This window comes from Streptomyces sp. NPDC012769 (assembly GCF_042901205.1).
Taxonomy (GTDB): domain Bacteria; phylum Actinomycetota; class Actinomycetes; order Streptomycetales; family Streptomycetaceae; genus Streptomyces.
In genome coordinates, this window is sequence record NZ_JBIBCP010000001.1 from 236,154 (window position 1) to 261,758 (window position 25,605).

The 25,605-nt window shown below is 71.7% G+C and carries 30 protein-coding genes; 16 read left to right on the plus strand and 14 right to left on the minus strand.

The features are described 5' to 3' along the window. Window positions 1-99 precede the first annotated feature (99 nt). Window positions 100-1,038: a LysR family transcriptional regulator gene (locus tag ACFY7C_RS01065; RefSeq protein ID WP_389641788.1), complete on the plus strand. Its 939-nt coding sequence runs from the start codon at window positions 100-102 to the stop codon at window positions 1,036-1,038. A gap of 211 nt (window positions 1,039-1,249) precedes the next feature. Further along, window positions 1,250-1,696, plus strand: a complete 447-nt coding sequence (locus ACFY7C_RS01070; RefSeq protein WP_389641790.1) for a hypothetical protein — start codon at window positions 1,250-1,252, stop codon at window positions 1,694-1,696. 68 nt (window positions 1,697-1,764) lie between these two features. On the opposite strand, the gene ACFY7C_RS01075 is transcribed toward ACFY7C_RS01070, so the two are convergent. The 4 genes from ACFY7C_RS01075 to ACFY7C_RS01090 all read right to left on the minus strand — a co-directional run bounded on the left by ACFY7C_RS01075 (window position 1,765) and on the right by ACFY7C_RS01090 (window position 5,981). Beyond that, window positions 1,765-2,097, minus strand: coding sequence for a hypothetical protein (locus ACFY7C_RS01075; protein ID WP_389641793.1), 333 nt, complete (start codon window positions 2,095-2,097; stop codon window positions 1,765-1,767). A 130-nt stretch (window positions 2,098-2,227) separates the two neighbouring features. Beyond that, complete coding sequence (locus ACFY7C_RS01080; RefSeq protein WP_389641796.1) at window positions 2,228-4,006, minus strand: sensor histidine kinase; 1,779 nt, start codon at window positions 4,004-4,006, stop codon at window positions 2,228-2,230. 215 nt (window positions 4,007-4,221) lie between these two features. Next, on the minus strand, window positions 4,222-5,040 hold the full coding sequence (locus ACFY7C_RS01085) for an ABC transporter permease (protein WP_389641799.1): 819 nt from the start codon (window positions 5,038-5,040) through the stop codon (window positions 4,222-4,224). Next, a complete protein-coding gene (locus ACFY7C_RS01090) occupies window positions 5,037-5,981 on the minus strand; it encodes an ATP-binding cassette domain-containing protein (RefSeq protein WP_389641802.1) in 945 nt (314 codons plus the stop codon). The genes ACFY7C_RS01085 and ACFY7C_RS01090 overlap by 4 nt, the downstream gene beginning before the upstream one ends. Window positions 5,982-6,226: 245 nt before the next feature. On the opposite strand from ACFY7C_RS01090, the gene ACFY7C_RS01095 reads away from it, so the two are divergent. Beyond that, window positions 6,227-6,847 (plus strand): response regulator, encoded by a 621-nt coding sequence (locus ACFY7C_RS01095; protein WP_389645849.1) that lies wholly within the window; start codon window positions 6,227-6,229, stop codon window positions 6,845-6,847. A gap of 113 nt (window positions 6,848-6,960) precedes the next feature. On the opposite strand, the gene ACFY7C_RS01100 is transcribed toward ACFY7C_RS01095, so the two are convergent. Then, on the minus strand, window positions 6,961-8,472 hold the full coding sequence (locus tag ACFY7C_RS01100; RefSeq protein WP_389641805.1) for a hypothetical protein: 1,512 nt from the start codon (window positions 8,470-8,472) through the stop codon (window positions 6,961-6,963). Window positions 8,473-8,577: 105 nt separating this feature from the next. On the opposite strand from ACFY7C_RS01100, the gene ACFY7C_RS01105 reads away from it, so the two are divergent. Further along, window positions 8,578-9,618: a vWA domain-containing protein gene (locus ACFY7C_RS01105; RefSeq protein ID WP_389641808.1), complete on the plus strand. Its 1,041-nt coding sequence runs from the start codon at window positions 8,578-8,580 to the stop codon at window positions 9,616-9,618. A 70-nt stretch (window positions 9,619-9,688) separates the two neighbouring features. Here the strand turns inward: ACFY7C_RS01105 and ACFY7C_RS01110 are convergent, their stop codons facing one another. The 3 genes from ACFY7C_RS01110 to ACFY7C_RS01120 all read right to left on the minus strand — a co-directional run bounded on the left by ACFY7C_RS01110 (window position 9,689) and on the right by ACFY7C_RS01120 (window position 12,433). Further along, window positions 9,689-11,221, minus strand: a complete 1,533-nt coding sequence (locus ACFY7C_RS01110) for a right-handed parallel beta-helix repeat-containing protein (protein ID WP_389641810.1) — start codon at window positions 11,219-11,221, stop codon at window positions 9,689-9,691. 148 nt (window positions 11,222-11,369) lie between these two features. Beyond that, window positions 11,370-11,699: a hypothetical protein gene (locus tag ACFY7C_RS01115; RefSeq protein WP_389641812.1), complete on the minus strand. Its 330-nt coding sequence runs from the start codon at window positions 11,697-11,699 to the stop codon at window positions 11,370-11,372. 191 nt (window positions 11,700-11,890) lie between these two features. Continuing rightward, window positions 11,891-12,433, minus strand: a complete 543-nt coding sequence (locus ACFY7C_RS01120) for a GNAT family N-acetyltransferase (RefSeq protein ID WP_389641815.1) — start codon at window positions 12,431-12,433, stop codon at window positions 11,891-11,893. A 120-nt stretch (window positions 12,434-12,553) separates the two neighbouring features. Here ACFY7C_RS01120 and ACFY7C_RS01125 point away from each other — a divergent pair, with 120 nt between their 5' ends. Together ACFY7C_RS01125 and ACFY7C_RS01130 are read left to right on the plus strand one after the other, a co-directional pair. Continuing rightward, a complete protein-coding gene (locus ACFY7C_RS01125; RefSeq protein ID WP_389641818.1) occupies window positions 12,554-13,369 on the plus strand; it encodes a hypothetical protein in 816 nt (271 codons plus the stop codon). 132 nt (window positions 13,370-13,501) lie between these two features. Continuing rightward, window positions 13,502-14,614 (plus strand): ABC transporter substrate-binding protein, encoded by a 1,113-nt coding sequence (locus ACFY7C_RS01130; RefSeq protein ID WP_389641821.1) that lies wholly within the window; start codon window positions 13,502-13,504, stop codon window positions 14,612-14,614. A 12-nt stretch (window positions 14,615-14,626) separates the two neighbouring features. On the opposite strand, the gene ACFY7C_RS01135 is transcribed toward ACFY7C_RS01130, so the two are convergent. Continuing rightward, window positions 14,627-15,385, minus strand: a complete 759-nt coding sequence (locus tag ACFY7C_RS01135) for a TioE family transcriptional regulator (protein ID WP_389641824.1) — start codon at window positions 15,383-15,385, stop codon at window positions 14,627-14,629. Between the two features lie 58 nt (window positions 15,386-15,443). Between ACFY7C_RS01135 and ACFY7C_RS01140 the strand changes: the two genes are divergently transcribed. Both ACFY7C_RS01140 and ACFY7C_RS01145 read left to right on the plus strand, forming a co-directional pair. After that, window positions 15,444-16,646, plus strand: a complete 1,203-nt coding sequence (locus ACFY7C_RS01140; RefSeq protein ID WP_389641827.1) for an erythromycin esterase family protein — start codon at window positions 15,444-15,446, stop codon at window positions 16,644-16,646. Between the two features lie 430 nt (window positions 16,647-17,076). Continuing rightward, window positions 17,077-17,250, plus strand: coding sequence for a CsbD family protein (locus ACFY7C_RS01145; protein ID WP_389641830.1), 174 nt, complete (start codon window positions 17,077-17,079; stop codon window positions 17,248-17,250). Between the two features lie 79 nt (window positions 17,251-17,329). On the opposite strand, the gene ACFY7C_RS01150 is transcribed toward ACFY7C_RS01145, so the two are convergent. Further along, on the minus strand, window positions 17,330-18,397 hold the full coding sequence (locus ACFY7C_RS01150) for an SRPBCC family protein (protein WP_389641833.1): 1,068 nt from the start codon (window positions 18,395-18,397) through the stop codon (window positions 17,330-17,332). Window positions 18,398-18,400: 3 nt separating this feature from the next. Further along, window positions 18,401-19,444, minus strand: coding sequence for a histone protein (locus ACFY7C_RS01155; RefSeq protein WP_389641836.1), 1,044 nt, complete (start codon window positions 19,442-19,444; stop codon window positions 18,401-18,403). 203 nt (window positions 19,445-19,647) lie between these two features. Between ACFY7C_RS01155 and ACFY7C_RS01160 the strand changes: the two genes are divergently transcribed. The 8 genes from ACFY7C_RS01160 (at window position 19,648) to ACFY7C_RS01195 (ending at window position 23,708) form a co-directional block, all read left to right on the plus strand. After that, entirely contained in the window at window positions 19,648-20,025 is a 378-nt protein-coding gene (locus ACFY7C_RS01160; protein ID WP_389641839.1) for a gas vesicle protein, read from the plus strand. Between the two features lie 138 nt (window positions 20,026-20,163). Continuing rightward, a complete protein-coding gene (locus ACFY7C_RS01165) occupies window positions 20,164-20,625 on the plus strand; it encodes a gas vesicle structural protein GvpA (protein WP_389641842.1) in 462 nt (153 codons plus the stop codon). Between the two features lie 15 nt (window positions 20,626-20,640). Beyond that, entirely contained in the window at window positions 20,641-21,360 is a 720-nt protein-coding gene (locus tag ACFY7C_RS01170) for a GvpL/GvpF family gas vesicle protein (RefSeq protein ID WP_389641845.1), read from the plus strand. A gap of 31 nt (window positions 21,361-21,391) precedes the next feature. Next, window positions 21,392-21,640 carry a gas vesicle protein GvpG gene (locus tag ACFY7C_RS01175; protein ID WP_389641848.1) on the plus strand — a complete coding sequence of 83 codons (249 nt, stop codon included), beginning with the start codon at window positions 21,392-21,394 and terminating at the stop codon, window positions 21,638-21,640. A 31-nt stretch (window positions 21,641-21,671) separates the two neighbouring features. Next, the gene (locus ACFY7C_RS01180; protein ID WP_389641850.1) at window positions 21,672-22,184 is read left to right on the plus strand and encodes a gas vesicle protein; all 513 of its coding nucleotides are present in this window, start codon (window positions 21,672-21,674) and stop codon (window positions 22,182-22,184) included. Continuing rightward, window positions 22,181-23,071 (plus strand): GvpL/GvpF family gas vesicle protein, encoded by an 891-nt coding sequence (locus ACFY7C_RS01185; RefSeq protein WP_389641853.1) that lies wholly within the window; start codon window positions 22,181-22,183, stop codon window positions 23,069-23,071. The genes ACFY7C_RS01180 and ACFY7C_RS01185 overlap by 4 nt, the downstream gene beginning before the upstream one ends. Beyond that, window positions 23,068-23,280, plus strand: coding sequence for a gas vesicle protein (locus ACFY7C_RS01190; protein WP_389641856.1), 213 nt, complete (start codon window positions 23,068-23,070; stop codon window positions 23,278-23,280). Before ACFY7C_RS01185 ends, ACFY7C_RS01190 begins: the two co-directional genes overlap by 4 nt. After that, window positions 23,277-23,708, plus strand: coding sequence for a gas vesicle protein K (locus tag ACFY7C_RS01195; protein ID WP_389641859.1), 432 nt, complete (start codon window positions 23,277-23,279; stop codon window positions 23,706-23,708). The genes ACFY7C_RS01190 and ACFY7C_RS01195 overlap by 4 nt, the downstream gene beginning before the upstream one ends. Window positions 23,709-23,774: 66 nt before the next feature. Here ACFY7C_RS01195 and ACFY7C_RS01200 read toward each other — a convergent pair whose 3' ends face one another. From ACFY7C_RS01200 to ACFY7C_RS01210, 3 genes are all read right to left on the minus strand, one after another. Continuing rightward, window positions 23,775-24,044 (minus strand): GlsB/YeaQ/YmgE family stress response membrane protein, encoded by a 270-nt coding sequence (locus ACFY7C_RS01200; RefSeq protein ID WP_389641862.1) that lies wholly within the window; start codon window positions 24,042-24,044, stop codon window positions 23,775-23,777. A gap of 101 nt (window positions 24,045-24,145) precedes the next feature. Further along, the gene (locus ACFY7C_RS01205) at window positions 24,146-24,997 is read right to left on the minus strand and encodes an alpha/beta fold hydrolase (protein WP_389641865.1); all 852 of its coding nucleotides are present in this window, start codon (window positions 24,995-24,997) and stop codon (window positions 24,146-24,148) included. A gap of 188 nt (window positions 24,998-25,185) precedes the next feature. Further along, window positions 25,186-25,605 carry an STAS domain-containing protein gene (locus ACFY7C_RS01210; RefSeq protein WP_389641868.1) on the minus strand — a complete coding sequence of 140 codons (420 nt, stop codon included), beginning with the start codon at window positions 25,603-25,605 and terminating at the stop codon, window positions 25,186-25,188.

Genomic DNA, 25,605 nt, shown 5'->3' on the forward strand with positions numbered 1-25,605 from the left:
TCGTCCTCGGAAGCATCAAAGCGAGTGCCGTACGTCGGGATCAAACAACCACCGAGCCACTCGGCCACAACCGACGGTTGTGCGCCGTAGGGTTGAGACGTGGACCTCGACATCGTCCGGACCTTCGTCGTCGCCGCCGACACGGGCCGGTTCCAGGAGGCGGCCGTCGAGCTGGCGGTCACCCAGCAGGCCGTCTCCAAGCGCATCGCCGCTCTCGAACGCAACCTCGGCGTACGGCTGTTCACCCGCACCGCGCGTGGCGCCGAGCTCACCATCGACGGGCAGGCGTTCCTGCCTCACGCCCGCGAGCTGCTGCGCGTCGCCGAGCGGGCCGTCACGTCCGTGCGTCCGGGGCGCCGTCCGCTGCGCGTGGACGTGATCGCCTCGCGCGGCGCGGCTTCCGGGCTGATGCGCGGCTTCCACCGCGCGTATCCCGAGATCGCACTCGACGTGGTCTGGCTGTTCGACATCGAGACGGCGATCGCGGCCATCCGCTCCGGCGAGATCGACGCTTCCTTCCGGGCCGTCGCCGCGCCCGGCCGGCCCCTTCCCGAGGACATCGAGTCGGTACGGGTGCTCGACGAGCCGCTCCAGCTCCTCACCGGTCCCGCCCACGCGCTGGCGGACGCGCGGTCGGTGCCCCTCGCCCGGCTCGCGGGGCACCGGATCTGGATGCCCGGCATCGTCCCGGGCACCGAGTGGGCCGCCTACTACGACGATCTCGTGGACGAGTTCGGCCTCACCATCGAGGCGACCGGCCCCAACTTCGGTTCCGACGCGCTCCTCGACACCATCGCGGACACGCCGGCCCTGGCCACCTTCATGGGCCGGCACACCCGCCTCGTCTGGCCCGCCGATCACGGCCTGCGCCGCATCCCCGTGACCGACCCGACGCCGGTCTACCCGCACTCGCTCCTCTGGCACCGCGACAGCCCCCACCCGGCCCTGGCCACCCTCCGCGCCCACCTCGCCGCCACAGCGGCCGGCCCGGGCGCCGCGGGGACCTGGACGCCGGGCTGGGTGAACCCGCGCGACTGACGCGGGCGGTGACGTGGGCGGGCAGGGGCGGCCATCGGCGCTCCTCCGCCTGCCCCTCCCCCGGCGCGTCCGGTTTCGGCCAATCTCGCCGGTAGGTGTCCATGTGTCCAGGACCACGGCGAGCGCGTCGGTACTCTCTCCTTTCCGACGCGGCGGGACGGCACCGAAGACCCGTCCACCACCCGTGTCCGACCGTGAGGGGGCGCCCCGCATGACCGTCCACGAACCCGCCGCGGTGCTGGAGTTCTCCGACGACCTCCGCCCCGACGACGCCGCACCACTGCGTGCGTTCCTCCACGCCCGCCTGACCGAGGCCGCCGATCGGCAGCAGCCCGGCACCGAGGCGGAGTGGGCCGCCCGTCGGCTCCTGCAGACCACGGACTACAGCGCCCTGTTCCTCTGCGACCTCCTGACCAGCTGGGCGGACATCGTCGAGGCCGGCCGCATCGGCAGGCCCGGCGCCACCCAACAGCTGCGCCAGGACGTGCGCACATGGTGGAACCACCTGTGCCAGACCGCCGAACGGTTCTCCGACCACCCCGACCATCTCCCGCGCTGGCGCCCTCTGAGGCACCTGTGCGTGGCGCACGCCGAGCTGGCGGAGCAGCTGACCGACGGCTTCTCCTCCGGCGTCTACGAGGGTGGCGCCCACCCGTGACCCCACCGCCCGAACGGACGCGGTGACACGGGCGGGCGGGCGCCCGGAGCCGGTGCGCGTGGGGCGGCTCAGTCGCCCATGTAGGGGCCCTGCACAGTGGGGGGCTCGCCATGCGACGTGTACGGGCCGCCCTGCACGGTGAAGGTCTCACCGTGAGTGCTGTACGGACCGCCCTGGATGATCGAGGTCTCGCCGTGGGTGGTGTACGGGCCGCCCTGCGTCACGTACGGGTCGCTGTACGACGTGTACGGGCCGCCTTGTGTCACGTACGGGTCGCCGTACGACGTGTAAGGACCTCCGTGGGTCAGGTCCGCGCTCTCGGCGTGAGCGGCGCCCGCCGTCGCCAGGGCGAGGGCGACTGCCGCTGCGCCCGTGGCCGCGATCCCCTTCAGAGTCGTCATGCCGAACTCCCTCCGTTCCGAAGACAACTGGTCGCGGAAAGTGTGCTCGGCTTCGAGCGTCCGGGGGAAAGGGTTCGGGTGCGCGGGCGTGTCGTGTGGGGAGCAGCCGGGGCACGGCTCCCAGGGATGGTCACAGGTCCGCGGGCAGGGTGTCCTTGGCCACCAGAGTCTCGCCGGACCAGCAGAGCCGGTAGAGGTCGACCTGGCCGAACAGATCGCGGCCCGATCGGTAGAAGTCACAGGTCGTGGTCGCTGGCCGAGGTGCGGCACGGGCGTGGTCAGGGGGGTACGGGAAGGGGCGGGCCGGAAGCAGCCGAGCGAGCTCCGTGCGGGACCGTCCGGTCTCCAGCTGGTCGAACCGGGACGGCGGCAGCACGCCGGTCGTCAGCTGCCAGGCCATGTGCACGGCGGCCGGTACGAAAAAGGCCGCGGCCGCGACCGGTGCCGCGAACGCGACGACGGAGCGGCGGCGCGCGGTGCGGCGTGCCTGGGCGAGCCGTTCGGCGGACTCAGGGATGGCGCCGAGGTCTCTCTCCCCTCCCCCGTCCCTGCCCGCGCCCGTCATGTCCGTGCCGGGGTCGGCGGCGCGCGCGGCGAGTCGGGGCGGGGCCTGGTGCGGGAGGACGGCGGTCAGACGGAAGCCGCCGTCGTGCGGGCCGGTGGACAAGGAGCCGCCGAGTACGTACACCCGCTCCCGCAGACCCGTCAGGCCCCGGCGACCGGTGTCCGCGGCCCCGGCTTCGCCCGCGGGGCGGGGCTGTTCGCCAGGTCGTCCGGTCGCCGTCGGCGTCGGCGTCGGCGCTGGCACTGGCACTGGCGGGGCGGTGGTCTCGACGGTCACGCGGGTGCGGTCGACCTCGTGGGTGATGTCCACCCGGACCGCACCGCCCGGGGCGTGCTTCACGGCGTTGGTCAGGGCCTCCTGCACCACCCGGTACATTCCGCGTTCCACCAGGGATGACAGTGCGGGCACCGCGCCACGCCGTTCCCAGCGCACCGGTACGCCCGAGGCGACCGCCCGGCCGAGAAGGTCCTCGACCGTGTCCTTGATGGGCAGCCCCCCGCCCGTACGGCCGCCCTCATCCGTGAGCCGCAGCCCCGTACCCGTCGGCCCAGGCCCCGCCCCCGGCTCCCGTGGTGCGTGCAGGACGGCGACGGTCTCCCGTAGCTGCTCGACGGCGTCCGCGATGGTCCCGCGCAGTTCGGCGAGGTCGGCGCGGTCGCGGTCGGTGAGGTCGGGCGAGAGCTCCAGGGCGCCGGCACGCAGGGCGACGAGGCTCAGGACGTGGCCGAGGGAGTCGTGCATGTCGGCCGCGATGTCGGCGCGTTCGGTGAGCCGGGCCCGCTCCGCGACGAGGTGCTGCCGCTCCTCCAGGCTCCGGGCCAGCTGCCACCCCTCCCGTACGAGATCACGCCGGCCCCGCCAGTGCCGTCCGGCCAGCCAGGGCACCAGGAGGGCGGCGGGGAGCACGGTCAGGGCGTAGAACCACCACACGGGCTGAGCCCGCAGCGCGGCGCAGACCGCCACGTCGAAGGCGAGGCAGGTGCCGAGCACCGTCAGCGGTCCCCGGGCCGCGGCGACCCTGGCGCCCAGCAGGCAGCTCAGCGCGGCCAGGGACAGGACGTGGGCGTTGCCAGGGGTCGTGGAGTCGGCCAGGCCCAGGGCGCAGAGGCCGTTGACGAGGAACACCGCGACCCCGGGCCGGCGGCGGGACAGCGGCACGGCCACCGCCAGGACGGCCAGCGGCAGCAGCAGGTCCGGGACCGTCGAGGCCGCGGTCGCCTCCCCGAACCCGAACACGGTGGCGGCGGCGAGCACGGCCCACAGGGCCACGTCGACGAGCGCGTACCTGGCCGACAGTATGCGCGGATACGGGCGCGGTCGCGGATACGGGTGCGGTTGCCGCATGGCGGGTCAGCGTCCTTCGGATCGGTGTCGTCGCTCGGGCGCGGGCCGGGTGCTCGGCAGCGGCCCCGGTCCCGGCCCGTGGTCGATTCTCTGGGACGCGCCCGGACGCCCGCCGACGAGGTGTCTGTCGGCGGGCGTCCGAACCGGCGAGCGTCGAACCGGCGAGTCCGGCCCGAAGGGCGGGCCGAGCCTCGACGATCCCGGTCGACGGGCCGTCAGGCGTCCCTGCGGCGCAGCACGTACAGCCCGGCCGCGTGGGCCGCGGCGGCCCACGCGGCCACGATCAGGACCGCCGTCGCCGTCGCGTACGGGGCGGCGGTGCCGGCCCGCATGAAGTGGTCGCCCGCTCCGTGCGGAAGCCGGTCGCTGACGGCCGCGAGCGTCTCGCCGCCGAGTCCCAGGAAGATGCTCGGCAGCCCCCACAGCAACGTGACGAGGATCGACAGCGCGCCGGCCGGGTGCCGGGTGGCGAAGGCCACGCCGACGGTGAGTACGGCGATCAGCGCCTGGTAGACCCCGACGGCGAGGGTCTGTCCGAGGACCGTGGCCGCGTCGAACGACGCCCGTCCGTCGAACGCCCCCCAGGCGACAGCCGTACCGACCACGGCGGAGACGCTGCCGCCGAGGAAGGCGACCAGGGCCGTCACCAGCGCCTTCGCCGCGTGGACCCGATGCCGGCGCGGCACCCACAGCAGCGCCGCCCGTACCGTCCCCGTCGTGTACTCGGACGTCACCGCCACCGTGGCCATGACGACCACGGCGAACTGGGAGACGACGGCGGAGGCGGCCGCGGCGTTCCCGACGGGCTGCACCGGATGGCCGTTGATGCGGGAGATCGACGCGTAGTAGTAGGCGAACACGCCGGTGATGGCGAGACCCGCCGAAAGACAGAGCCAGGCGGCTCGGACCGACCACAGTTTGGTCCACTCGGAGGCGATCGCCCCGGCGAGGCCGTCGGTGGTGCGCCGCCCCGGAGCGTCGGGCGCCGTCCCCGGGGCGGCCGGCCGGTCGCCGTGTGCCGTCAGGGTGCTCACTGCCGTCCTCCTTCGGTCGTCGCGCCCGTCGCGTACTCGACGCTGCGCGCGGTGAGGTCCATGTACGCCTGCTCCAGCGACACCCGGACGTCGCTCAGGCCGTGCAGCCGTACGCCGCGGTGATGGGCGAGGTCGCCCAGCTCGGCTGCCGTGCGCCCCTGGACGGTGAGTTCGCCGTCGCCGCCCTCCGACGTCTCGACGCGCACGCCGTCGAGGTGCATCAGGCCGCGCACGAGCTCCGCCCGCTCTCCGGGGTCGGGCACGAGTGCGCGGGCCGACGCGGGCGAGGCGGCGGCCAGGAACTCCGTCATGCCGGTGTCGCTCAGCAGTCGTCCCCGCCCGATGACGACGAGGTGGTCGGCGGTCAGCTGCATCTCGCTCATCAGATGGCTGGAGAGGAACACCGTGCGCCCCTCCGCCGCCTGGTCGCGCACCAGCCGGCGGATCCACCGCACCCCGTCCGGGTCGAGGCCGTTCACGGGCTCGTCCAGGATGAGCACGGCCGGGTCGCCGAGCAGGGCGCCCGCCACGCCGAGGCGTCCGCTCATGCCCAGGGAGTACGTGCCGGCCGGCCGGCGGGCCGCCTTGGTCAGGCCGACCGTCTCGAGCACCTCGTCGACACGGCGGACCGGAATGCCGTTGGCACGGGCCTGCGCGATCAGGTGGGCGCGGCCGGAGCGGGCCGGGTGGACGGCCCTGGCGTCCAGCATCGCGCCGACCGCGCACAGCGGCCGGCGCAGGTCCGCGTAGGGGCGGCCGGCGATCAGGGCCCGGCCGCGTGTGGGGTGGTCGAGGCCCAGGATCATGCGCATCGTGGTGGACTTCCCGGCTCCGTTGGGGCCGAGGAAGCCGGTGACGCGCCCGGTCCGGACGTCGAAGGTCAGATCGTCCACGGCGAGCGTGTCGCCGTAGCGTTTCGTCAGTCCTCGGAGGCTGATCACGAAGGTTCCTCGTTCCCTGCTGACGTGTCGTTTCCTTACGACGGCGACGCTAGGAGCGGGCGGGGCCGGCGCCCATGGGTCGAAGGGAAGCGGCGTCCTGCCTTTCGTCGGGGGTGCCGACCGCCGTGGGAGGGATTCGCCGGGCTCAGGGCCGTACGGCGGGGAGCCGGCCGTAGGCTCGTCGCGTGGAAGACGAAGAACCGAGCGGCCGGCCGGTCCGGGTCCTGGTCGCCGACGACGAGGCGATGGTGCGGGCCGGGGTACGCGCCATCCTGGGCCGCGACGCGCAGGTCGAGGTGGTCGCGGAGGCGGGCGACGGGCACGAGGCCCTCGCGCTCGCCCGCCGGCACCGGCCGGACGTGGTCCTGTTGGACATCCAGATGCCGGGCCTCGACGGGCTGACGGCGGTGGCGCGGTTCCGGCGTGAGCTGACGACGGTCGGGGTGATCATGCTGACGACCTTCGGTCAGGACGAGTACATCACCCGGGCTCTGGAGGAAGGCGCCGACGGGTTCCTGCTGAAGGCGGACGACCCCAGGGAACTCCTCCGAGGGGTACGGGCGGTCGGCGCCGGCGGCGCCTATCTGTCTCCCCGGGTCGCCGGCCGGGTGATCGCCGGCATGCGCGCCCATCGGTCCGCGCATCCCCGCCGTCCGCTGAACCGGCTGACGGAGCGGGAACGCGACGTGCTGGCCGCGCTCGGTGCCGGGCTGTCGAACGCGGAGATCGCGGCCCGGCTGCATCTCGTCGAGGGCACGGTGAAGGCGCACGTCAGCGCCGTGCTCACCAAGCTGGGCGCGCGCAACCGGGTCGAGGCGGCCATCGCCGCGCACGAGGCCGGTCTCACTCCGCCGGGCCGCGACTGATCCCGCCGGACCACGGCTCCGATCCCGGCGGGCCACGGCTGATCCCGCCGGGCTGTGGCTGGACTCCCGGACCACGGCTCTGGTCCCGGCGGGCCGCGGCCGGAACTCCCGGCTCAGCTGGGAGCGTCGTTCGACGCCGCCTCCCGGCGTGGGGCGCCGGCGATGTCGAGCAGTCGGTGCATGAGCTCGACCGGGAGCCCGGGGTTGCGGGCCGCCGCGCGCGGTGTGCCTTCCGCCCCGAGGAGTTGGACGAGCCGCCGACGGGGCAGGCGGGGGTCGGCGGCCGCGTGGTGCCTCACCATGTCGTCCCCGTCGTGGGAAAGGCGCTCGACGAGTTCCGGCTCGGCTTGCGGGTCGAAGAGGGCCGCGTAGCGCAACCGGGCACGGGGGTCGTCGGCGAACCGGGCGAGGCCGGGGCGCGCGAAGTTGCGACGGGTGACGAGTGTTCCCCAGCTCAAGCCGTTCCAGTCGGCGAACATCTCCACGAGCAGGTGGTGCGGGGCATGGTCGTTCTCACAGAGCATCAGCTTCACGAAGTAGTCGTCGTCGGCCGCGAGTCGCTCGATCACGTCGTCGGGCAGCTCCGGTGCGCAGGTGACGCCGCGGCGGAGCAGGACGTGGCCGGAGGCCGCGATCTCCCGCAGCGCGTCCGGGTCGCCGAACCGTTCCTTCACCCAGCTCGGAACGGGGTGGCGGCCCGTGGGGACGGTGTAGTCGATCGCCACTCGCTGTTCCTCGGTCAGGTCCGCGCGCAGGGACACGGCGAGACGGACGGAGGGGTCCGGGTCGGCGGCCAGGGTGAGGGCGAGCTCCGTGGGTACGTGGGGGTTGCAGGCGGCATGGTGACGTAGGGAACCGTTCTCGTGGGTCACGAGGAGTGCGGCCAGCTCCGCGTCGACGGGTGCGGCGAAGGCGGCGTCGGCGCGGCGGCGTTCGTCCGTCTCGGTGAGGAAGCCGTCGACCGTCGTCGGCAGGGGCGCGTCGACGTGGGTGGCGCGTTCGACGGCCTTGCGCACCCAGGGGTGGGGGGCGGCCTCGGCGGCTGCCCGGACTTCCGGGCGCAGCCGGGGCCAGCTCCAGGAGTCGATGGCGGCGGCCCGGACGCGCGGGTCGGGATCCCCGGCCAGCGCGAGCAGCGTCTCGTCCGGCAGGCCGGGCAGCCCGGTGGCGAGGTATCGCAGCCGGGCGTCCGGAGCGGTGGCGGCCCGCACGATCGACTCCGTCGGCAGTTCGAGGCCGTTGTCGCACGCCGTCACCACCGCGACGCGCCGCACCCTCTCGTCCGGATCCTCGGCCAGCGTGGCGAGCGCGTCCGGCGGCAGGTGCGGGTTCTCGGCGAGGATCCTGCGGACGCGGGTGTCGGGGTGGGTGACGGCGACCCTCGCCACCGCCGGCGGGAGCGGGTGATACGTGAGCCAGTATCCCGGCTCGGGGAAGGGATCGACCGTGAACACCCGCTTCAGCACCGCCTCCGGCGCGGCGCTGTTCACGGCGAGCCCCGCGATCCACTCCTCGTGCAGAGCGGTGTCTTCTCCGAGCAGCCGCAGGGCATCGGCTCGGGCCGCGTCCGTCACCTCGGACACGCCGAACGCGACCGTTGTGAGCTGGTCCTTCGTGGGCGCCATGAGGTGATCCTCTCAGGGCGCCCGTCCGGCGGCCACGATCGATTGTCAGTGGTGGGTGAGACGGTGAGTGCGTCGAACCGAGAAGGAACACGAGGGGGAGCTGTCATGTCCGGAAGTCAGAACTACATCAACCACGTTGCTCTCGTGCTGGACGCCAGCTCGTCCATGTCGCACCTGAGCCGCAAGGTCGTCGAGGTCGCCGATCAGCAGATCGCGTACCTCGCCCGCCGGTCGCGGGAGCTGGACCAGGAGACGCGTGTCACGGTGTACGTGTTCGCCGACAAGGTGGAGTGCGTCATCTACGACAAGGACGTGCTGCGGATGCCGTCGCTGAAGCAGCTGTACCGGGTCGGCGGGATGACGGCTCTGCTGGCGGCCGCGCTGAAGTCGCAGCGGGAGCTGGCGCAGACGGCTCAGCTGTACGGGGACCACAGCTTCCTGACGTTCGTCCTGACCGACGGTCAGGAGAACGCGAGCCACCGCTGCCCCGACGCCCCGGCCAGGGAGCCGCGTCAGCTGGTCGAGGCCGTGGCCCGGATGATCGAGACCCAGCAGGACAACTGGACGCTGGCGGTCCTCGTTCCGGACCAGATGGGCAAGCGCGAGGCCATGAACTGCGGCTTCCCGAAGGACAACATCGCCATCTGGGATGCCACGAGCACCGAGGGCCTGGAAGAGGCCGGGCAGGTCATCCAGGAGGCCACCGAGAAGTTCATGGTGGGCCGTGCCAAGGGCATCCGGGGATCGCGGGCGGTGTTCTCGACCGGCGCCGAGGCGGTCAACCGGGACACCATCAAGGCCGCCGGGCTCGCCCCGGTGGACCGGTCGGCCTACGCGTTGGTTCCGGTGACCCGTGAGACGGCCATCCGGGAGTGGGTCGTGGAGTGCGGGCACACCTACCGGACCGGCGGCGCGTTCTACCAGCTGAGCAAGCCGGAGAAGGTGCAGGCGAGGAAGCAGATCGCGGTGCTGGAGAAGAAGACGGACCTGGTCTACACGGGGCCCGAGGCCAGGGCCCTGCTCGGGCTGCCGGACGTGGAGGTACGCGTCAAGCCCGATCACAACGACGACTTCACCATCTTCGTGCAGAGCACCAGCGTGAACCGGAAGCTGGTGCCGCAGACGCGGCTTCTGCTGATGAACTGAGCGCGTCGGGGGCACAGGGCCCCGGACCACGCCGTGACCCTGTGCCCCTCTGCCCCTGTAGCCCCGACGGTCACAGCCCCGGGCCGTTGTACGCCCCGCGGTGCGGCTTCGTCGTCGTGGACACGGGGTTCGCCCAGTAGTCGCGGCCGCCGTTCCCGCTGATCACGGAGCCGTTGTTCAGGGCGGGTGAGGTCGAGCGCAGTTTGTAGCCGTCGGCGGAGTGGATCGTGTCGCCACCGGTGCCGGGGTTCACGAAGCGCGGGTCACCGGCGATGCCGTTGGCGGTCGGCCGCGGCACGCCCTGGAAGACGTTCCACAGCCACTGGATGCCGGGGCCGGTGGGCAGCCGGGAGTCGCCGGTGCCCACCCAGATGTTGTTCTCGACGACGCTCTCCTCGGGGAGGGTGACGTCGAGTCGTCTGTCGGTGCAGTAGAAGACGTTGTTGTACAGGTGGAGCGCGGAACGGCCGGCGCTGACGCTGCTCATGCGGCAGTCGTTCTCGGAGATGTTGAAGCGGATGACCTGCTTGGCGCCGCCGATGGTCCCGCAGCCGTCGCAGTCGAGGAAGAAGCCTCCGATGTTGTCCCGGCTGAAGTTGTACTGGATCGTGCAGGTGCCGGTGTTGCCCCAGTCGCAGTCGAAGGCCTGGCTGTCGGCCACCGACATCCGCGTGATGCCGTACACGGCGTTCTTCTGGATGGTCGGATTGTGGTCGCCGAGCACCCAGATGCCGGCGAAGTTGCCGCCGGAGAAGGGATACACGCCGTTTCCGACCCCGGAGGCGTTGTTGTACTGGATCATCGGCGCGTCGGCGTAGCTGGCGATGATGCCGTCGCCGCCGACGTCCTTGATGACGTTGTGTTCGATCAGCACGCCGGAGCCCTTGACCGTCATGGCTCCGACTCGGATCTTGAGCCCTCCGCCGCCCGTGTTGCTGATCTGGTTGTGGTGGACGTGGACGTCGTGGAGCGTCGAGTTGGTGCCGCTCGCCCCGGTGACGATGCCGGCGGACTGGACGAAGTCCTCCGTCGTCGGGCTGGTCTTGTTCGTCTGGCCGGCCACCCGGTCGACGACGAGATAGCCGATGTCGAAGCCTCGGTGCGCTCTTCCGTCGGTGGCGGAGATGCGAAGTCCCGTACGGCGGGCGAGGGCGGCGGCGGGGTTGGTCAGCCGGAGACGGCTGACCCGCCAGTGGTCCTGGTTGGTCAGCGACACGGCGTCGGCGGCGCCGTTGCCGTCGATCACGGGCAGCGCGCCGGTGCCGTAGGCGGTGAGGGTGATCGGAGCGGCGGCGGTGCCGCTGCCCTTGGGGGCGAGGGAGCCGGTGCAGGTGGTGCCGGAGGCGAAGGCGAGCGTGTCGCCGGGAGCGTAGGTCCTGGCGTTGGCCTGGCCGATGCTGTTGTAGGGCGAGGCCTGACTGCCGTCGCCCGCGGTCGGCCTGGAGCAGTCCACGTACGTCGTGCCCGCCACGGCCGGGACGGACACGTCCGCGACGGCGGCGGGGCTCGTGAGGGCGAGAGCGGCGGTGCCGGTGAGGGCGAGAGCGAGGGCGGCGAACCCGCGCCCCGTCCCTCGCCGTCGCCTGCATGCTCGGAAAGTCATGGCGTCACACCCTTCTGGCGGTCCGGTGTCGCCAGAAGCTAGAGGTGGCCCATGAGCGAGTCAACGCATCTTTGTCGATTGATCGAATTTCGATCAGAGGTGCCGCGGCAGCGCCGCGGGTGTCATCGAGGGGCGCGGCACGGCCGGTTCACCTTCCGAAGAGGAAGGAGCGGGCCGGGACGAAGAGCTCGTGACCGGTGCGGAAGCGGAGCCGTACGCCCGACTCGGTCCACGTGGTGGACTCGATGCCCTCGGTCGCCAGGACGGGATCGATGTGCACCAAGTGCCCGTAGGAGAAGCCGGGATCGCGGCCGACCACCAACAGGTACTCGTGGCGTCCGGACAGGGTGTGCTTGTGCACGATGCCCAGGAAGTGCTCCGACTTGTCCGCATAGACCACCGCGGAGGGAGCGGTGTTCCGGTACGTCACCTCCGTCCGCGGCCACCACAGGGCGGTCACGGCGACGACGGTGACCACGATGCCGGCCAGGGTGCCCAGCAGGAAGACCCCGATTCCCGCCTTGCGGCGGACCGGTCGCGCGGTCCCGCCGAGCCGGTCGGGCGTGAACGTGTCGATGACGCTTCTCCAAGGTCGCTGTCGCTCCGGAGCGGACGGCCGGGTCGGCCGCTATGGCAAGGACGCGATGACCGGGCCGGACGGTTGCGGTTTCAGCCCTTCGCGTCCGGCTTCCATTCCTCGGCGAGGAGGCCGAGCAGCACCTCGTCCAGGAACTCGCCCAACACCCAGGCGGAGGAGCGCAGCACGCCCTCGCGGACGAAGCCGTTGCGCTCGGCGGAACGCAGCATCGCGGTGTTGTCCGCCAGCGTCTCGATCTGCAGCCGCTTGAGGCCGCGCACGATGAATCCGTAGTGGCACAGCGTCGCGACCACGTCGGTGCCGTAGCCCTTTCCGCGCGAGGACGGCAGCAGGCCCAGACCGATGTGCGCGGAACGGTTGTGGTTGTCGATGCCCCAGAGCGTCGCGGTGCCGACGAGCGTGCCGCCGTCCAGCTCCACCACGGAGAACTGGACGAGTCCCTGGGCCTGTTCGTCCACGACGAGTCGCGGGTCCTTCGTCCCCGGCGTGAGGGGCCGCCACGGCCCGCCTTCGGCCCGGGAGCCGTTGACCACGTCGTCGTAGAGCTCGGCCAGCAGGACCGGGATGTCGTCGTCGTGCCGGGCCCGCAGCCCGACCTTGTCGCCCTTCAGCATGCAGGCTTCCTATCCGAACGGGCCGGACCGCGGCAAACGAATATGCGACCCCGTGGTGGCGCCCGGCGGTGGGGCGCTCGGCCGTCGGCGGTGTCAGTGCCGTGCGCTTCACTGTCCGTCATGGAGCTCACGCAAGCGACCGTCGATGACCTGTTGGCCCGAGTGGCCCCGGAGGGGGGCTTTCTGTACGTGCCGGGTGACCTGGATCCGCAGGATGTGACCGACCTGCTCGGCGCCAGGTACGGCGCCCCGCGCACCCTCGTCCTCGAGGGGTTCGTCGATCCGACGGTCGACGAGTCCAGGGGTGCGGCCCTCCTCGGACCTCTCGGGGACCGGGTCGTGACGATGCGGGCGTGGGCGTACGGGGACCGGTGGGTCGGCACGGGGACGGCGAGGGACGCCGAGGCGGTCGAGCGAGAGGTGCTGGCGGTCGCCCGCAGGGAGGTGCCGGAAGCCCTGACGGTCGCCGCGGACGAGGGCGACGAGCACGTCGGGGACGTCGACTGGGTGGAGCGGCTGGGACGGATCACCGGCTGGGCACGGCCCGATCGGCGCCGGGACGTGGACTGGGCGGAGGTGGAGACGCGCATCGGCACCGCACTGCCGAGCGACTACAAGCGCATGGTCGAGATGTTCGGCAAGGGTGCGTTCGACGGGTATCTGGGCCTGATGCAGGAGCCGGCCACCTTTCTTCGGGAGGAGGATCTGCTCGTCTGGGCGGGCACCGAGCACGAGGACCTGTACTGCTGGAGAACCGAGGGCGACGACCCCGACCGGTGGTCCGTCGTGGTCCAGTCCTTCGACGGCGAGGACGTCCCCTTCGGCCTCCGGACCGCGGAGTTCGTCTGCCGCATCCTCACGGACCCCCACCAGCGGTTCACGATGGCCCGCTACTTCGACACCCACTGGTTCATGACCTACGGGGAGCCCGACTGACCGCCACGCGAGCCCCGGGCGGCGGGGGCGGCCGGGGGCGGGTGTTGACGGTTCGGCTAGTCTCGGGCGCCGCTGACGTGCACGCTACGTCGGGCATACGGCCACCGCTTCTCACTGGGGAGACGCCAAGGTATGAGCACGCCATCCTCGACCTCCGGAAGGGAGCGGGCAGCCGATGCGGTGCTCCGGATCGGTGCGCTCGTTCCACTGACGCGGCCAGGCTGGGCCGAGGCGGGCCGACACCTGCTCGCCGGGCTGGAACTGGCCGTACGCGATGTCAACGGGGCGGGCGGGATCGCCGGGAGACCGCTCGAACTCGTGGTCCGGGACACCGCGGCTGACCCGCTGCGGGCCGCGGCGGCCGTGGACGAACTGGCCCGCCTGGGCGTGGCCGCCGTGGCGGGTGAGTACCACAGCGTGGTCGCCCGCGCCGCCGCCGGCCGGGCCGATGCCCTCGGTCTGCCGTTCCTGTGCTCGTCGGCGGTTCTCGACGCGCTCACCGAACACCCGACGGAGTGGGTCGCCCGCCTCCCCGCGCCGCAGTCCCGCGGCTGGCGGACATACGCCGACTTCCTGTTCGGCGCTGGTCACCGCCGGATCGCCGTGGCGGCCGACGCGAGTGTCTACTGGGCGTCAGGCGCCCGCATCCTGCGGGACCGTCTCACTCCGCGCGGCGGCACCGTCGTCGAACACGACATGGGCGCCCTCACACCCACGGCGTTGTGCGACGAACTCGTCGGCGACGGCGCCACCGCCCTCCTCCTCCTGGTCGGCCACCCGGAGCCGGCCGTGCCGATCGTCCAGGCCGTCCGCCGCGACCAGCGCCTCGCGGAGCTGATGATCGGGGCTCCGGCCGGGCAGCCGGAGTTCACCGAATGGGCGGCACTGCTGGGCGACGACGGCGCCGGGATCCCGTTCCTGCGCTATCTGCCCGAGCGCCTCGGCCCGCTCGGCGTGCGCGTCGAGCGGGACCTTCGCGAACGGCTGGCCGAAGCGCCCTCCTTCGTCGCCTTCGAGGGGTACGACACGATCACCGTCCTCGCCGATGTGCTGCGCACCCACGGCGCGGAAAGGGCGCGCACGGCGGTCGCCTGGCCGCATGTCGCCGTGGAAGGCACCCGGGGACAGATCCGGTTCTCCCGGGCACCCGGCATCAGCGTGTGGCAGTGGGCGGAGGCGCCCGTCCAGGTCGTCGACCGGGATCCGGCGCGCCCCGATCGCCTGCGGGTCCTCCACACCGGCTGAGCGCACGCGTAGCTAGCCACGCCCCCGGAGGTACGCCTCCAGTTCCGCGGCCCCGGTAAGCATCGCCCGCCCGCGGGCGGACAGCCGTCCCTGCCAGTCGCGCAACGCGGCCTCCAAGGGCTCGAGGCCGCCGGCCTCCCGTACCCGGTCGATCAGCGGGGCGATCTGCTCCAGCAGGTAACCGCCGCGCCTGAGCTGGTGGGCCAGGCGGGCGTCCCGCACGTCGGCCTCGCCGTAGAGGCGGTAGCCCGTCCGGGAGTCGCGGCGGGGGCGGACCAGCCCGGCGCGCTCCCATGTGCGCAGCGTCGCGGGCCTGAGGCCGAGCTTCCGTGCCAGCGGCCCGATGAAGATGTCGCCGCGCCCGGACGCCCCCGCCTGCCCGTCCGTGCGGTCTGTGCCGTTCGCGGCGTCCGTGGAGAGGGGCACCAGATCGCGCAGGGCCCTCTCCACGGCCTGAAGGGTGCGTCGGTCGTCGAGGAGCTGGGCGTGGCTCTCGTCGATGAGGCGGAAGGCCTCGTCGACCGCGCCCTGGTTCACGGCCCGCATGATCGATGTCGCCGTCCCATGGCCGTGTCCGGGCGCCAGGGCGAGGAAGGCGCGCAGGGCCGCCGCGTGCAGCGGGGTGTAGGTGCGGTAGCCGTGGGGCGTGCGCGCGGCGGCCGGAAGGATGCCGGCCGCCTCGTAATTCCGGACCGCCTGCGTGGACAGACCATGCCCACGGGCCAGATCGATCGGCCTGAGCCGATCATCACTTTGAAGGTTTCGCCCCATGAGGCCCACGATATCGCGCAAAAGTTTCCACCGAGGCTTCAACGATAGCGTTGAAGGCATGGCGACCGACCTCAAGGACACCGCCCACGCCGTCGACGCTGCCGCCGTCATGAGACTGCTGCCGACCCGGCCCCGACTGCTCGCCCTGGGCGAGCCCACACACGGTGAGGAGACCCTGCTCGACCTGCGCAACGAGCTCTTCCGACAGCTGGTCGAGCAGGAGGGCTACCGGACGATCGCTCTCGAGAGCGACTGCCTGCGGGGCCTGATCGTGGACGACTACGTCACCAGGGGCACAGGCACCCTCGACGAGGTCATGGAGAACGGCTTCGGTCACGGCTGGGGTGCCTTTGCCGCCAACCGCGAGCTGGTGCGGTGGATGCGCGCCCACAACGACGGCCGGCCCGAGTCCGAGCAGCTCCGTTTCGCCGGCTTCGACGGTCCGCTGGAGATCACCGCCGCCGCGAGCCCCCGACAGGCCCTCCTCGCACTTCACGACTACCTCTCGGCCCGGGTGGAGGCGGACCTGCTCCCCTGCGACGCCGAAACGCTCGACCGCCTGCTCGGCTCCGACGACCGGTGGACCGAGCCCGCCGCGATGCGCGATCCGTGCCGGTCCGTGGGGCGGTCGGCCGAGGCCGGTCGGCTGCGGCTGATCGCCGACGATCTGGTGGAGCTGCTCGACGCGCGCAGGCCCCACCTCGCCCTGACGACCCCGCGGGACGACTGGGACCGGGCGTGCCTGTACGGACGCACCGCCCTCGGGCTACTGCGCTACCACCACGGGATGGCCGACACCTCGCCGTCCCGGCTGACCAGGCTGGTCAGCGTGCGGGACCAGATGATGGCCCGGAACCTCCTCGCGGCCGCCGCCCGGGGCCCCGTCTTCGTCCACGCCCACAACTCCCATCTCCAGCGGGAGAAGAGCACCATGCGGATGGGCGGGATGCCGCTGGAGTGGTGGAGCGCCGGTGCCCTGGTGGCTGCCGAGCTCGGCGACGGGTACGCCTTCATGGCCACGGCTCTCGGCACGATCCTGCACCACGGTGTGGACACCCCGCCCGCGGACACCCTCGAAGGGCTCCTGTACGCGCTCCCCGAGGAGCGCTGCGTCATCGACGCCCGCCTCCTGGCCCGTACCCTCGGCGACACCCGGCCCACGCCCCGGGAGTCACCCTGGTTCGGTTACGCCCCCTTCGACCCGGCCCACTTGGCGGACAGCGACGGCCTCGTGTTCGTCAGGGACATTCCGCGCGGGTAGGGGGATGGATCCCTCCGGATCCATGTTTGGAATGCGCCGGGCGGCGCAGAGGGAGGGCAGGGGCTCAGTCGGAGATGGTCATGAAGATCACCACGAGACGACACCACCGACGCCGACTCCGAAGCCGAGGCGCTTGGACGCGCAGCCGCGCGTGGCGGCGCCGGACGCCCCACGCCCTGCTCCGCCGGAGCTCCGCGCGGCTCACGCTGTGTGGCGCGCGGGCGACGGCCTGGGGGCTACGGCGGGCCTTTCGGCTGCTGCTGCGTGCGGGTGCACGGGCCCTCCTCCCCCGCTGGCTTCGACTGTTGCCGCTGCCCGTGCGGGCAGCACAGGTGCCGATCGGACGGATGCTTGTTCGGGGTCTATCGGGGTAAGCGCTGGGGTCGAATTCGTTTACCGCTCCACCGGTTCCGGTGTGGAGGCGAGAGTGATGGCTGTCGGCAAGAAGGCGAAGAACGCGGCGAAGACCACGAAGGGCAAAGTGAAGGAGAGCACGGGTAAGGCCGTCGGCAACGAGAGCCTGGAGATGAAGGGCCGGGCGGAGCAGGTGGCGGGGGACGCCAAGCAGACCGGCCGGAAGGCGAAGGACACCCTGAAGCACTGACCGCAGGGGCTCCGAGGTGAAGTGGGGGGCGCGCGGATGGGGCCGGCAGGACATCCTGCCGGCCCCGTTCGCATGCTCGCTAGCGCCGTCGGCGGCGAGGAGCGGGAGCGGGCTCTTCCTCTTCTTCGGGCTCCTCCTCGTAATCGGCTTCCTCCTCCTCGTACTCGGGTTCCTCTTCCTCCTCTTCTTCTTCGTCTTCCGCTTCGCCTTCTGCTTCGTCTTCCGCTTCGTCGTACGGCGCTTCCTCTTCTTCGCCCTCTTCCTCGTCCTCTTCCTCGTAGTCGTCCGGCTCGCCCTCGGCTTCGGTGTCGGATTCCTCCTCCGCTTCCAGGGCCTCTTCGTGGGTCTGGACGACCTCGCCGTCCCGGATCTCACCGCGCCAGCCTTCGGGTTCCTCGGTGCTGAGGGTGGCGTAGCGCAGGAAGTGCTTGAGGTCCAGGCGCAGGCGGCGACCCTGGGCCCGCCACAGGTTGCCCGTCTTCTCGAACAGCCCGGACGGCTGGTACTCGACGACCACGACGATCCTGGTGAGGGTCGGGGTGAGCTCGTGGAAGCTGACGCAGCCGCGTGTGGTGCCCTTGGCGCCCTGGGACGTCCAGACGATCCGCTCGTCGGGAACCTGCTCCTGGACCGTCGCCTTCCAGCTCCGGGTGGAGGGACCGACCTTCAGCTTCCAGTCGCTGGTGGTGTCGTCGTTCTGCGAGACGTCGCGCACGCCCTTGGCGAAGCTGCTGAAGTTCTCGTACTGCGTCCAGTGGTCGTAGGTCGTGCGCAGCGGCAGCCCGATGTCGACGGCCTCGATGATGTTGACGACCTTGCCACCGCCGCCCTTCCGACCGCGGCCCTTGCCCATCGCCTCGGAGGCGGCGCCGGTGACCTTGTCCTTCAGGTTCCCGAACGCCTGCCCGGCGACGGCTTTCAGTGGTGAGTCGCCGCTGAGGAGCCGGCCGCCCACTCCGCCGATGTCGGAGAGTTTGCCGCCGTTGTCGGCGACGTCGTAGAGCTGGTCGGTGAGGTCGCCGAGTTTGCCGCTCGCCTTCTCTGCCAGCTGGTCGGCCTGGGCCGCCGCGAAACCGGACAGCTCCTTCAGCAGCTGGTCCAGCCCGGAGCCTTCCTTCGCGCCGCTGGTGCGTTGTGAGGTTGCCATGGCCTACCTCCGCCCGGACGGCTTGCGGGCCGTGGTCTTCTTGGCCGCCGTCTTACGAGCCGGACTGCGGCTCGTCGTCTTCTTGGCGGGGGTGGTCTTCTTGGCAGCGGTCTTACGGGCCGAGCCGCCGCTCGCCGTCTTCTTCGCGGAAGCGGAACTGCCGGTCCTCTTCGCCGCCGTGGTGCCACTGCTCTTCTTGGCCGCCGCCGTGCCGCCGGTCTTCTTCGCCGTGGTCTTCTTCGCCGTGGTCTTGGCCGGTGTGGTCTTGGCCGCGGAGCTCTTGCGGGCCGGTGCGGTCTTCTCGGCCGCGGGCTTGCGGCCGCCGGTGGTCTTCTTCGCCGCCGCCTTCTTGGCGGGAGCGGTTTCCTTGGAGGCGCTCGACCGTTGCGCGGTCTTGCGAGCGGGGGCGCTCTTACGGGCAGGGGCGGAAGCGGCCTTGTCGGCGCGGCCACGGGCCGGCGCGCGGGTACGGCGTGGTGCCGGGCGCTCCTCTTCCTCCTCCGGCTCCTCCTCTTCCTCCTCCGGTGGCTCTTCTTCTTCCTCCGCTTCCGGCTCTTCGGGCTCCTCCGCCTCCTCTTCCGGTTCTTCTTCCTCTTCTTCCTCCGGCTCCTCCTCTTCCGGCTCCGATGCTCTCTCCTGGTCCTCCTCCTCGAACTCGCCCTCGTCCTCGTACGGTTCCTCCTCTTCGTATGCGTCCTCGCCCTTGTCCTCGTCCTCGCCCCGGCTGCCGCGTATGCGGGTCAGCTCGAGGGTGCGCTCGTGCAAGGAGTCTGCGAGCTCGACGAGCTTGCGATTGGCGGCGGCGTTCAGGGCTTGGCGGCCCGCGTCGAGGGCTTCGCCCCGAAGCTGGTCGCCGATGTCGGCGAACTGGGGCATCTCCTTGAGCCGGGAGACTCCCTCGCGCATCAGCTGCCCCGGTTCGAGTCCGAAGCGGCGGCCGGCGAGATAGGTGGCGGCCGTGAAGGCCAGCCGACCTTTCTTGGCCCGGCCCAGGACATAGCCGGCGGCCACCGCGGCCGCAAGCGCGATCTTGGTCGTGTCTTGCATGATCATCCCCTTTGGCCAGGGCGCGTACGGGACCGCGAGGTCGCCGAAGGTACGGGACCGCGAGATCGGATTGCCGCGGTCGGTCGGCGTGATGGGCCCACTCGGAGGGGGCGCTTTCCAGCGTCTGCCCCCGGTGCAAGACTTATGTGCGCATTTAGTGACATTCTAGGTTGAGTGAGGCCGTCTCCCCAGGGGAGTGACATATGGCCGAAGCCGAACCCGCCCGCTCACGACGGACCGCCGCACGCGCCGGTGACGAGGGCGACGAACGCCGGAGGCAGCCGGCCAGGCGCAGTGCGGAGCGCAGTGCCCCCCGGCGGCGCCAGGGTGCCGCGTCGGCGATGCGCTCGGCGGCCGAGCAGCTGGCCCAGCTCCTCGGCAGGGCTCCCGATTCCGTCTCCTCGCTCAGGCCGAGCGAGGACGGCTGGGAGGCACAGGTGGAAGTGGTGGAGCTGGAGCGCATCCCGGAGACGACGAGCGTGATGGCGAGCTACAAGGTCACCCTGGACGAGGAGGGCGAGCTGATCTCCTTCGAACGAACCCGCCGCTACAGCCGCGGCATGACCGACAGGCCGACATGACCGACAGGCCGACATGACCGACGGACGGACATGACCGACGGACCGACCTGAAGACAGACATGACCGACGGACCGACCTGAAGACAGACATGACCGACAGGTCGACCTGAACGACAGGACGCCCGTGGAAGGAGGCGTCATGACGATGATGCCGCAGGGCGGCAGCAACATCACCCGAACGGGAGGCGGCGGCTCAGGAAGCCTCTACGACGTATTGGAGCTCATTCTCGACCGTGGGCTGGTCATCGACGTCTTCGTGCGCGTCTCCCTGGTGGGCATCGAGATCCTCAAGATCGACGCCCGGATCGTGGTCGCGAGCGTCGACACGTATCTGCGCTTCGCCGAAGCGGTCAACCGCCTCGACCTCGAATCCGGCCGCAAGGCCCCCGCCCAGCTGCCCGAAGTGGTCGGCGACATGATGGAGGGCGGCTCCCACGGCAAGTCGAAGGGCGCGCTGACCGGCGCCATGGAAGCGGTGACGGACTCCCTCACCGGCAAATCCAGGTCCGAGGCGGACGAAGAAGAGGAAGAGGAAGAGGAGCCCGCCCCTCGGCGGCGGCGCCCCGCCGCCCGGCGCCCGGTTCGCCGGGAGAAGGAGTAACCCGAGGAGTAACCCATGGCGCTCTACGTGTACTCGATCGTCGCCGCGGACCACCCCCGGCGTATCGACGGCCTGGACGGCGTCGGATCCCGTCCGTCCCCGCTGCGCACGATCACCGCCGGTCCCCTGTCCGCGGTCGTCAGCGAGACGTCGGAGGAGATCCGGCCCAAGCGCCGGGACCTCCTGCTGCACCAGGAGGTGCAGGACCGTCTGCTGGCCGACGGCGCGGTGCTGCCGCTGCAGTTCGGTTACGTCGCCCCCGACGAGGAGGCCGTCCACGCGGCCCTCGAGACGAACGCGGACGGCTACCTCACTGCCCTGGAGCGTCTGCGGGGCTGCGCCGAGTACCACGTGCGGGCCTCTCAGGAGGACGAGGAGCCCTTGCTGCGCCAGGTCCTCGACGACGTACCGGAGGCGCGGGACCTGGACGAGCGGATCCGCTCCGGCGAGCAGGACCCCCAGCTGCCGCTGGCCCTGGGCGAGCTGGTGGCCGGCGAGGTGCAGGCCCGTCTGGAGTCGCTGGCCGCCGGCCTGGTGCAGGCACTGGTGCCGTTCGCCCGGGAACACGTCACCCGGCCGCCCGCGGGCAACGACTTCCTCAACCTGTCGCTGCTGGTGCACGACGACCGCAAGGACGAGCTCCTGGAGGCCCAGGCCGGCCTGGCCCGGCAGATCGGCAGCGGCATCGGTCTGCGGTTCTCCGGCCCTCTGCCCCCGTACAGCTTCGTGCAGTGACCGCCGACGGGTCACCGGAAGGGAGGACACCGTGGGACTGCTGAGCCAGTTGCTGACGCTGCCCGCCGCGCCGGTGCGTGCGGTCGTCTGGGTCGCCCAGCAGGCGGTGGAGCGGGCCGAGGAGCAGTACTACGACCCGGCCCCCGTCTGGCGTGCGCTCGCCGACCTGGAGCAGTCGCTTCGCGCGGGAGAGATCGACCAGGAGACGTTCGACCTTCGCGAGGACGAGCTGATCGACCGCTTGGAGGAGATCGCGGAGTACCGGAACCGGATGTCCTGACCGACGAAACCGACGAGACGAGGGCACCATCGTGACCGACCCCCAACCCGGCCGACTGGGAGCCTCCTTCCCCTCCCGCGCCGCCCCCGCGCCCTACGCGTCGAGCGCGCCGTCCAGTCTGGCCGACATCCTGGAACGGGTCCTCGACAAGGGCATCGTCATCGCCGGTGACATCCGCATCAATCTGCTCGACATCGAGCTGTTGACCATCAAACTCCGCATCCTGGTCGCCTCCGTCGACAAGGCCAAGGAGATGGGCATCGACTGGTGGGAGCACGATCCGTCGCTGTCGTCCCGGCACGCGGGCAGCCCTCTCGAAGCGGAGAACCGGCGGCTGCGCGCGGAGCTCGAAGCGCTGCGCCGTGACCAGATCACCGGCCGTACCGCCTCCGTGACCTCGTCCTCGGGATCGTCCGACGTCACCCACGAACGCGAACCCGAAGCCGAACCGGAGCCCGAGCCAGAGCCCGAGCCGGAGGCGGGACGTCGGGCCAGACCCGTACGCCGTACCACCAACCGACGCCCGCGCGGGGAGCAGCGGTGAACGCCTCCGGGGACACCGGCACCGGCACGGTCACCTATGTCTACGCCGTCGCCTCGCCCACCCGCTCGCTGCGTGAGCGCCTTCCCGCCCTCCGTGGCATCGCCGATGCCGCCGTACGGCTCCTTCCCGACCCTCGGGAAGGCGGCCCGGACCAGGGGCCGGATCCGCTCGCGTTCGTCGTCAGTCATGTGCCCCGCGAGGACTTCGACGAGACGGCCCTCAAGAGTCGTTTCGAGGATCTCGGCTGGCTCGAGAGCGTCGCCCGCGCCCACCACGACGTCGTCCAGGCCGTCGCCGACCACGCCACGGTCCTGCCCCTGCGGATGGCCACGATCTACGAGGACGACGTCCGCGCCCGCCAGGTCCTCACCGCACAGCACCCCGACTTCGCCCGGCATCTGGCCCGCCTCCACGCGCACACCGAGTACGGCGTGAAGATCTCCGTGCCCCCGGAATCGGCTGCCGACGCTGCCGCCGAAGACACGACCGCCGCGGACACGACCACCGCGGACGCGACCACGCCCCTCAGCCCCGGCAAGGCGTACCTGCGGCGGCGGCGCGCCCGGCATCACGCACGGGAATCCGTCTACGGGCAGGCGCAGCGGGCCGCGGCGACGGTGGAGGAGATCGCGGCCCGCTTCACCTCGTACCGCGTGCGCCACGCCCCTCAACGCGGCACTCTGGCCGGTCCGGACGAGAACGTCGTCAACGACTCCTATCTGGTCCCCGACGACCGGGCGGAACACTTCCGGGCAGCCCTCGCCGAGGCGGCCGAACGCTTCCCGGGCATCCGCATCGACGTCACGGGCCCTTGGGCGCCGTACTCCTTCGCCACCCCCTCCGCAGACTCCGACCGTCCCGCCGCCGACGCCGGGCACGAGCCATGACCTTCCCCGAGTACGGCGAGCACCTGCCGGACCGCCAAGTCGCTCTGGTCGACCTCCTCGACCGCCTGCTCAGCGGCGGAGTGGTCATCGCCGGCGACATCGTCCTGTCCATCGCCGACATCGACCTCGTCCGCATCTCCTTGCGGGCGCTCATCGTCTCCGTCGGCTCCGACGCGGCCGAACAGGCCGCGGACGGGCGGTCGGCGTGACCGACAACGACCGCTCGCCGGAGACCGCCGCCGCTGCCGGTTCCCCCCAGGGCGCCCAGGGCGCGGAGGGCGTGGGCGACTCCATGGCGCGGGCCTTCCGCCTCGTCCAGGCGCCTCCGGAAGCCACCGGGGCCACCACGGGGCCGACCGCCCCGGCGCACCGCATCCACAGCGACCCCGAGACGGTCGGCGAGGACCTCCTGAAACTCGTCCTCACCCTCGTCGAGCTGCTGCGCCAGCTGATCGAACGGCAGGCCCTGCGCCGCGTGGACGCCGGCGGCCTCACCGACGAGCAGGAAGAGGAACTGGGTGCCACACTGCTGGCCCTGCACGACACCCTCGCGGACCTCTGCGCCCAGCACGGTTACGCCCTGGAGGACCTGAACCTCGACCTCGGTCCTCTCGGCACCCTGCTGCCACGCGACTGAGCGCGGACCGGTTCCGGCCCGCGCCCAGATCAGCCGCGGTTCCCCGCTGGCTCATGGTGCCCGTCGCTAGTGGCGATGTCGGGCGCCGGCCACAAGGCGGTAGAGGGCCAGCAGGATGAGCGATCCGACGATTGCGGCGATCCAGGTCGAGAGTTCGAAGAACCCGTCGATGGAGTCCACGCCGAAGATCACCTTGCCGAGCCAGCCGCCCAGAAGACCTCCCGCGACACCGATCAGGATCGTGATGATGATGCCGCCCGGGTCCTTCCCCGGCATCAGAAACTTCGCGATGATTCCGGCGATCAGGCCCACCAGAATCCAGCCGATTATGCCCACGGTGCACCTCTTTCAACGGACACGATTCCTGCTCATCCGTATGCACCGCCCCACGCATCCCAAACCCGGAAAATACCCACTGCCGCCACCGCGCCGAACGGTCAGGCGCCGTCGACGGTCGACGCGGACCGCGTGGCCGTGGACGTGGTGAAGGCGGTGAGGTCGCGGAGTACGCGGTCCGGGGCTTCCCAGTACACGACGTGGCCCACGCCCTCGTAGACCAGGAGGCGGGAGTCGGGGACGGCGTCGAGGATCGTCCGCTGGTCCTCGGGCGGCAGGAGGCGGTCCCGGTCGCCCCAGACGACGAGGGTGGGGACGAGGATCCCCCTCAGCGTCGCTCGGAGGTCGGTCTCCAGGAGGCCGCGGAGGGTTTCGCGCCAGACACGGGCCGGGGCCTTCAGATTCTCGTCGATCACGGTCTGCAGGAAGCCGCGCCCCATCGGACTCGCCGTCATGCCGCTCGCGAATGCCTCCACGAAAGCGCGGTCCACGGGATCCTCCAGCTTCCTCACCGTCTCCCAGAGCTCGGCGACTCCCGGCTTGTCGGCGAGCGCGGCGGGCACGCCGAGCAGGACGAGTCCCGCCACCCGGTCCGGCCGTCGGCCCGCGACGATCCGGGCCTGTACGCCTCCGCTCGATCCGCCGACCAGCACCGCCCGCTCGATGTCAACGGCGTCCATGAACGCGATGAGGTCCTCGGCGAAGTCGTCCGGGAGGTAGCCGTCCAGCGGCTTGTCGGCGTCGCCGTGTCCGCGCTGGGTGGGGGCGTACGCGTGCAGGGCGGCGGGCATGCGGCGCAGCAGCGGTTCGAACGTCCACCAGGAGTCGACGTAGCCGTGGACGAGCACGATCGCCGTGCCGTCGCGGCCGGCACCGGGGCGACCCGTCTCCGCGTAGGGAAGCGTGGGCCGCCCGCCCCCCAGAACGGCGGTGTGCACGGAGATGGCGGCCATCACAGCCCTCCTCACCTCGCCACCCCTCCCTCCCAGCGTAGGAAGCACCGAGGCGGGGCGACACTCGCCGCGTGCCGGACACGCACCGGGCACGTCCCGGGCGCTAACCGGGCACGAACCGGGCGCTAACCGGGCCGGGCCCGCGCACCAGGCGCGGGCCCCGGCTCGGGTCGTCCCCGGGGTCGTCGCTAGCGGTCGCTCAGCCCGGGCGACGGGCCGGCGGCGGCCGGTATCCGCACCGCGGCGGCGGCCTGCAGGAGGCGGTTCACGGCTCGGGAGGGGTTCACGAGCCGGAGTCGGCGCCCGTTGCGGGGCCACCAGCGCAGGACGGTCAGAAGGCCGGAGTCGCAGAAGGTGACGCGGAAGGTGTCGAGTACGAGGCCGGTGTAGCCCTCCGCGGCCGCGGAGACCAGCAGGGCGCCGAGTGGGGCGGTGCTGAAGCGGTCGATCTCTCCGCTGACGTGGACGACCAGTGTCGTACCGATCGTGCTGCAGGCGTCGACCGCTATGACGCCGGGCGCGGTGTCCGCGCCCGAGTCGTGCGGGGAGGGTGCGGCCAGGGGCGCGAGAGCGGTGGACAGTATCGGGGGTGTGCTCGAAGTACTCAC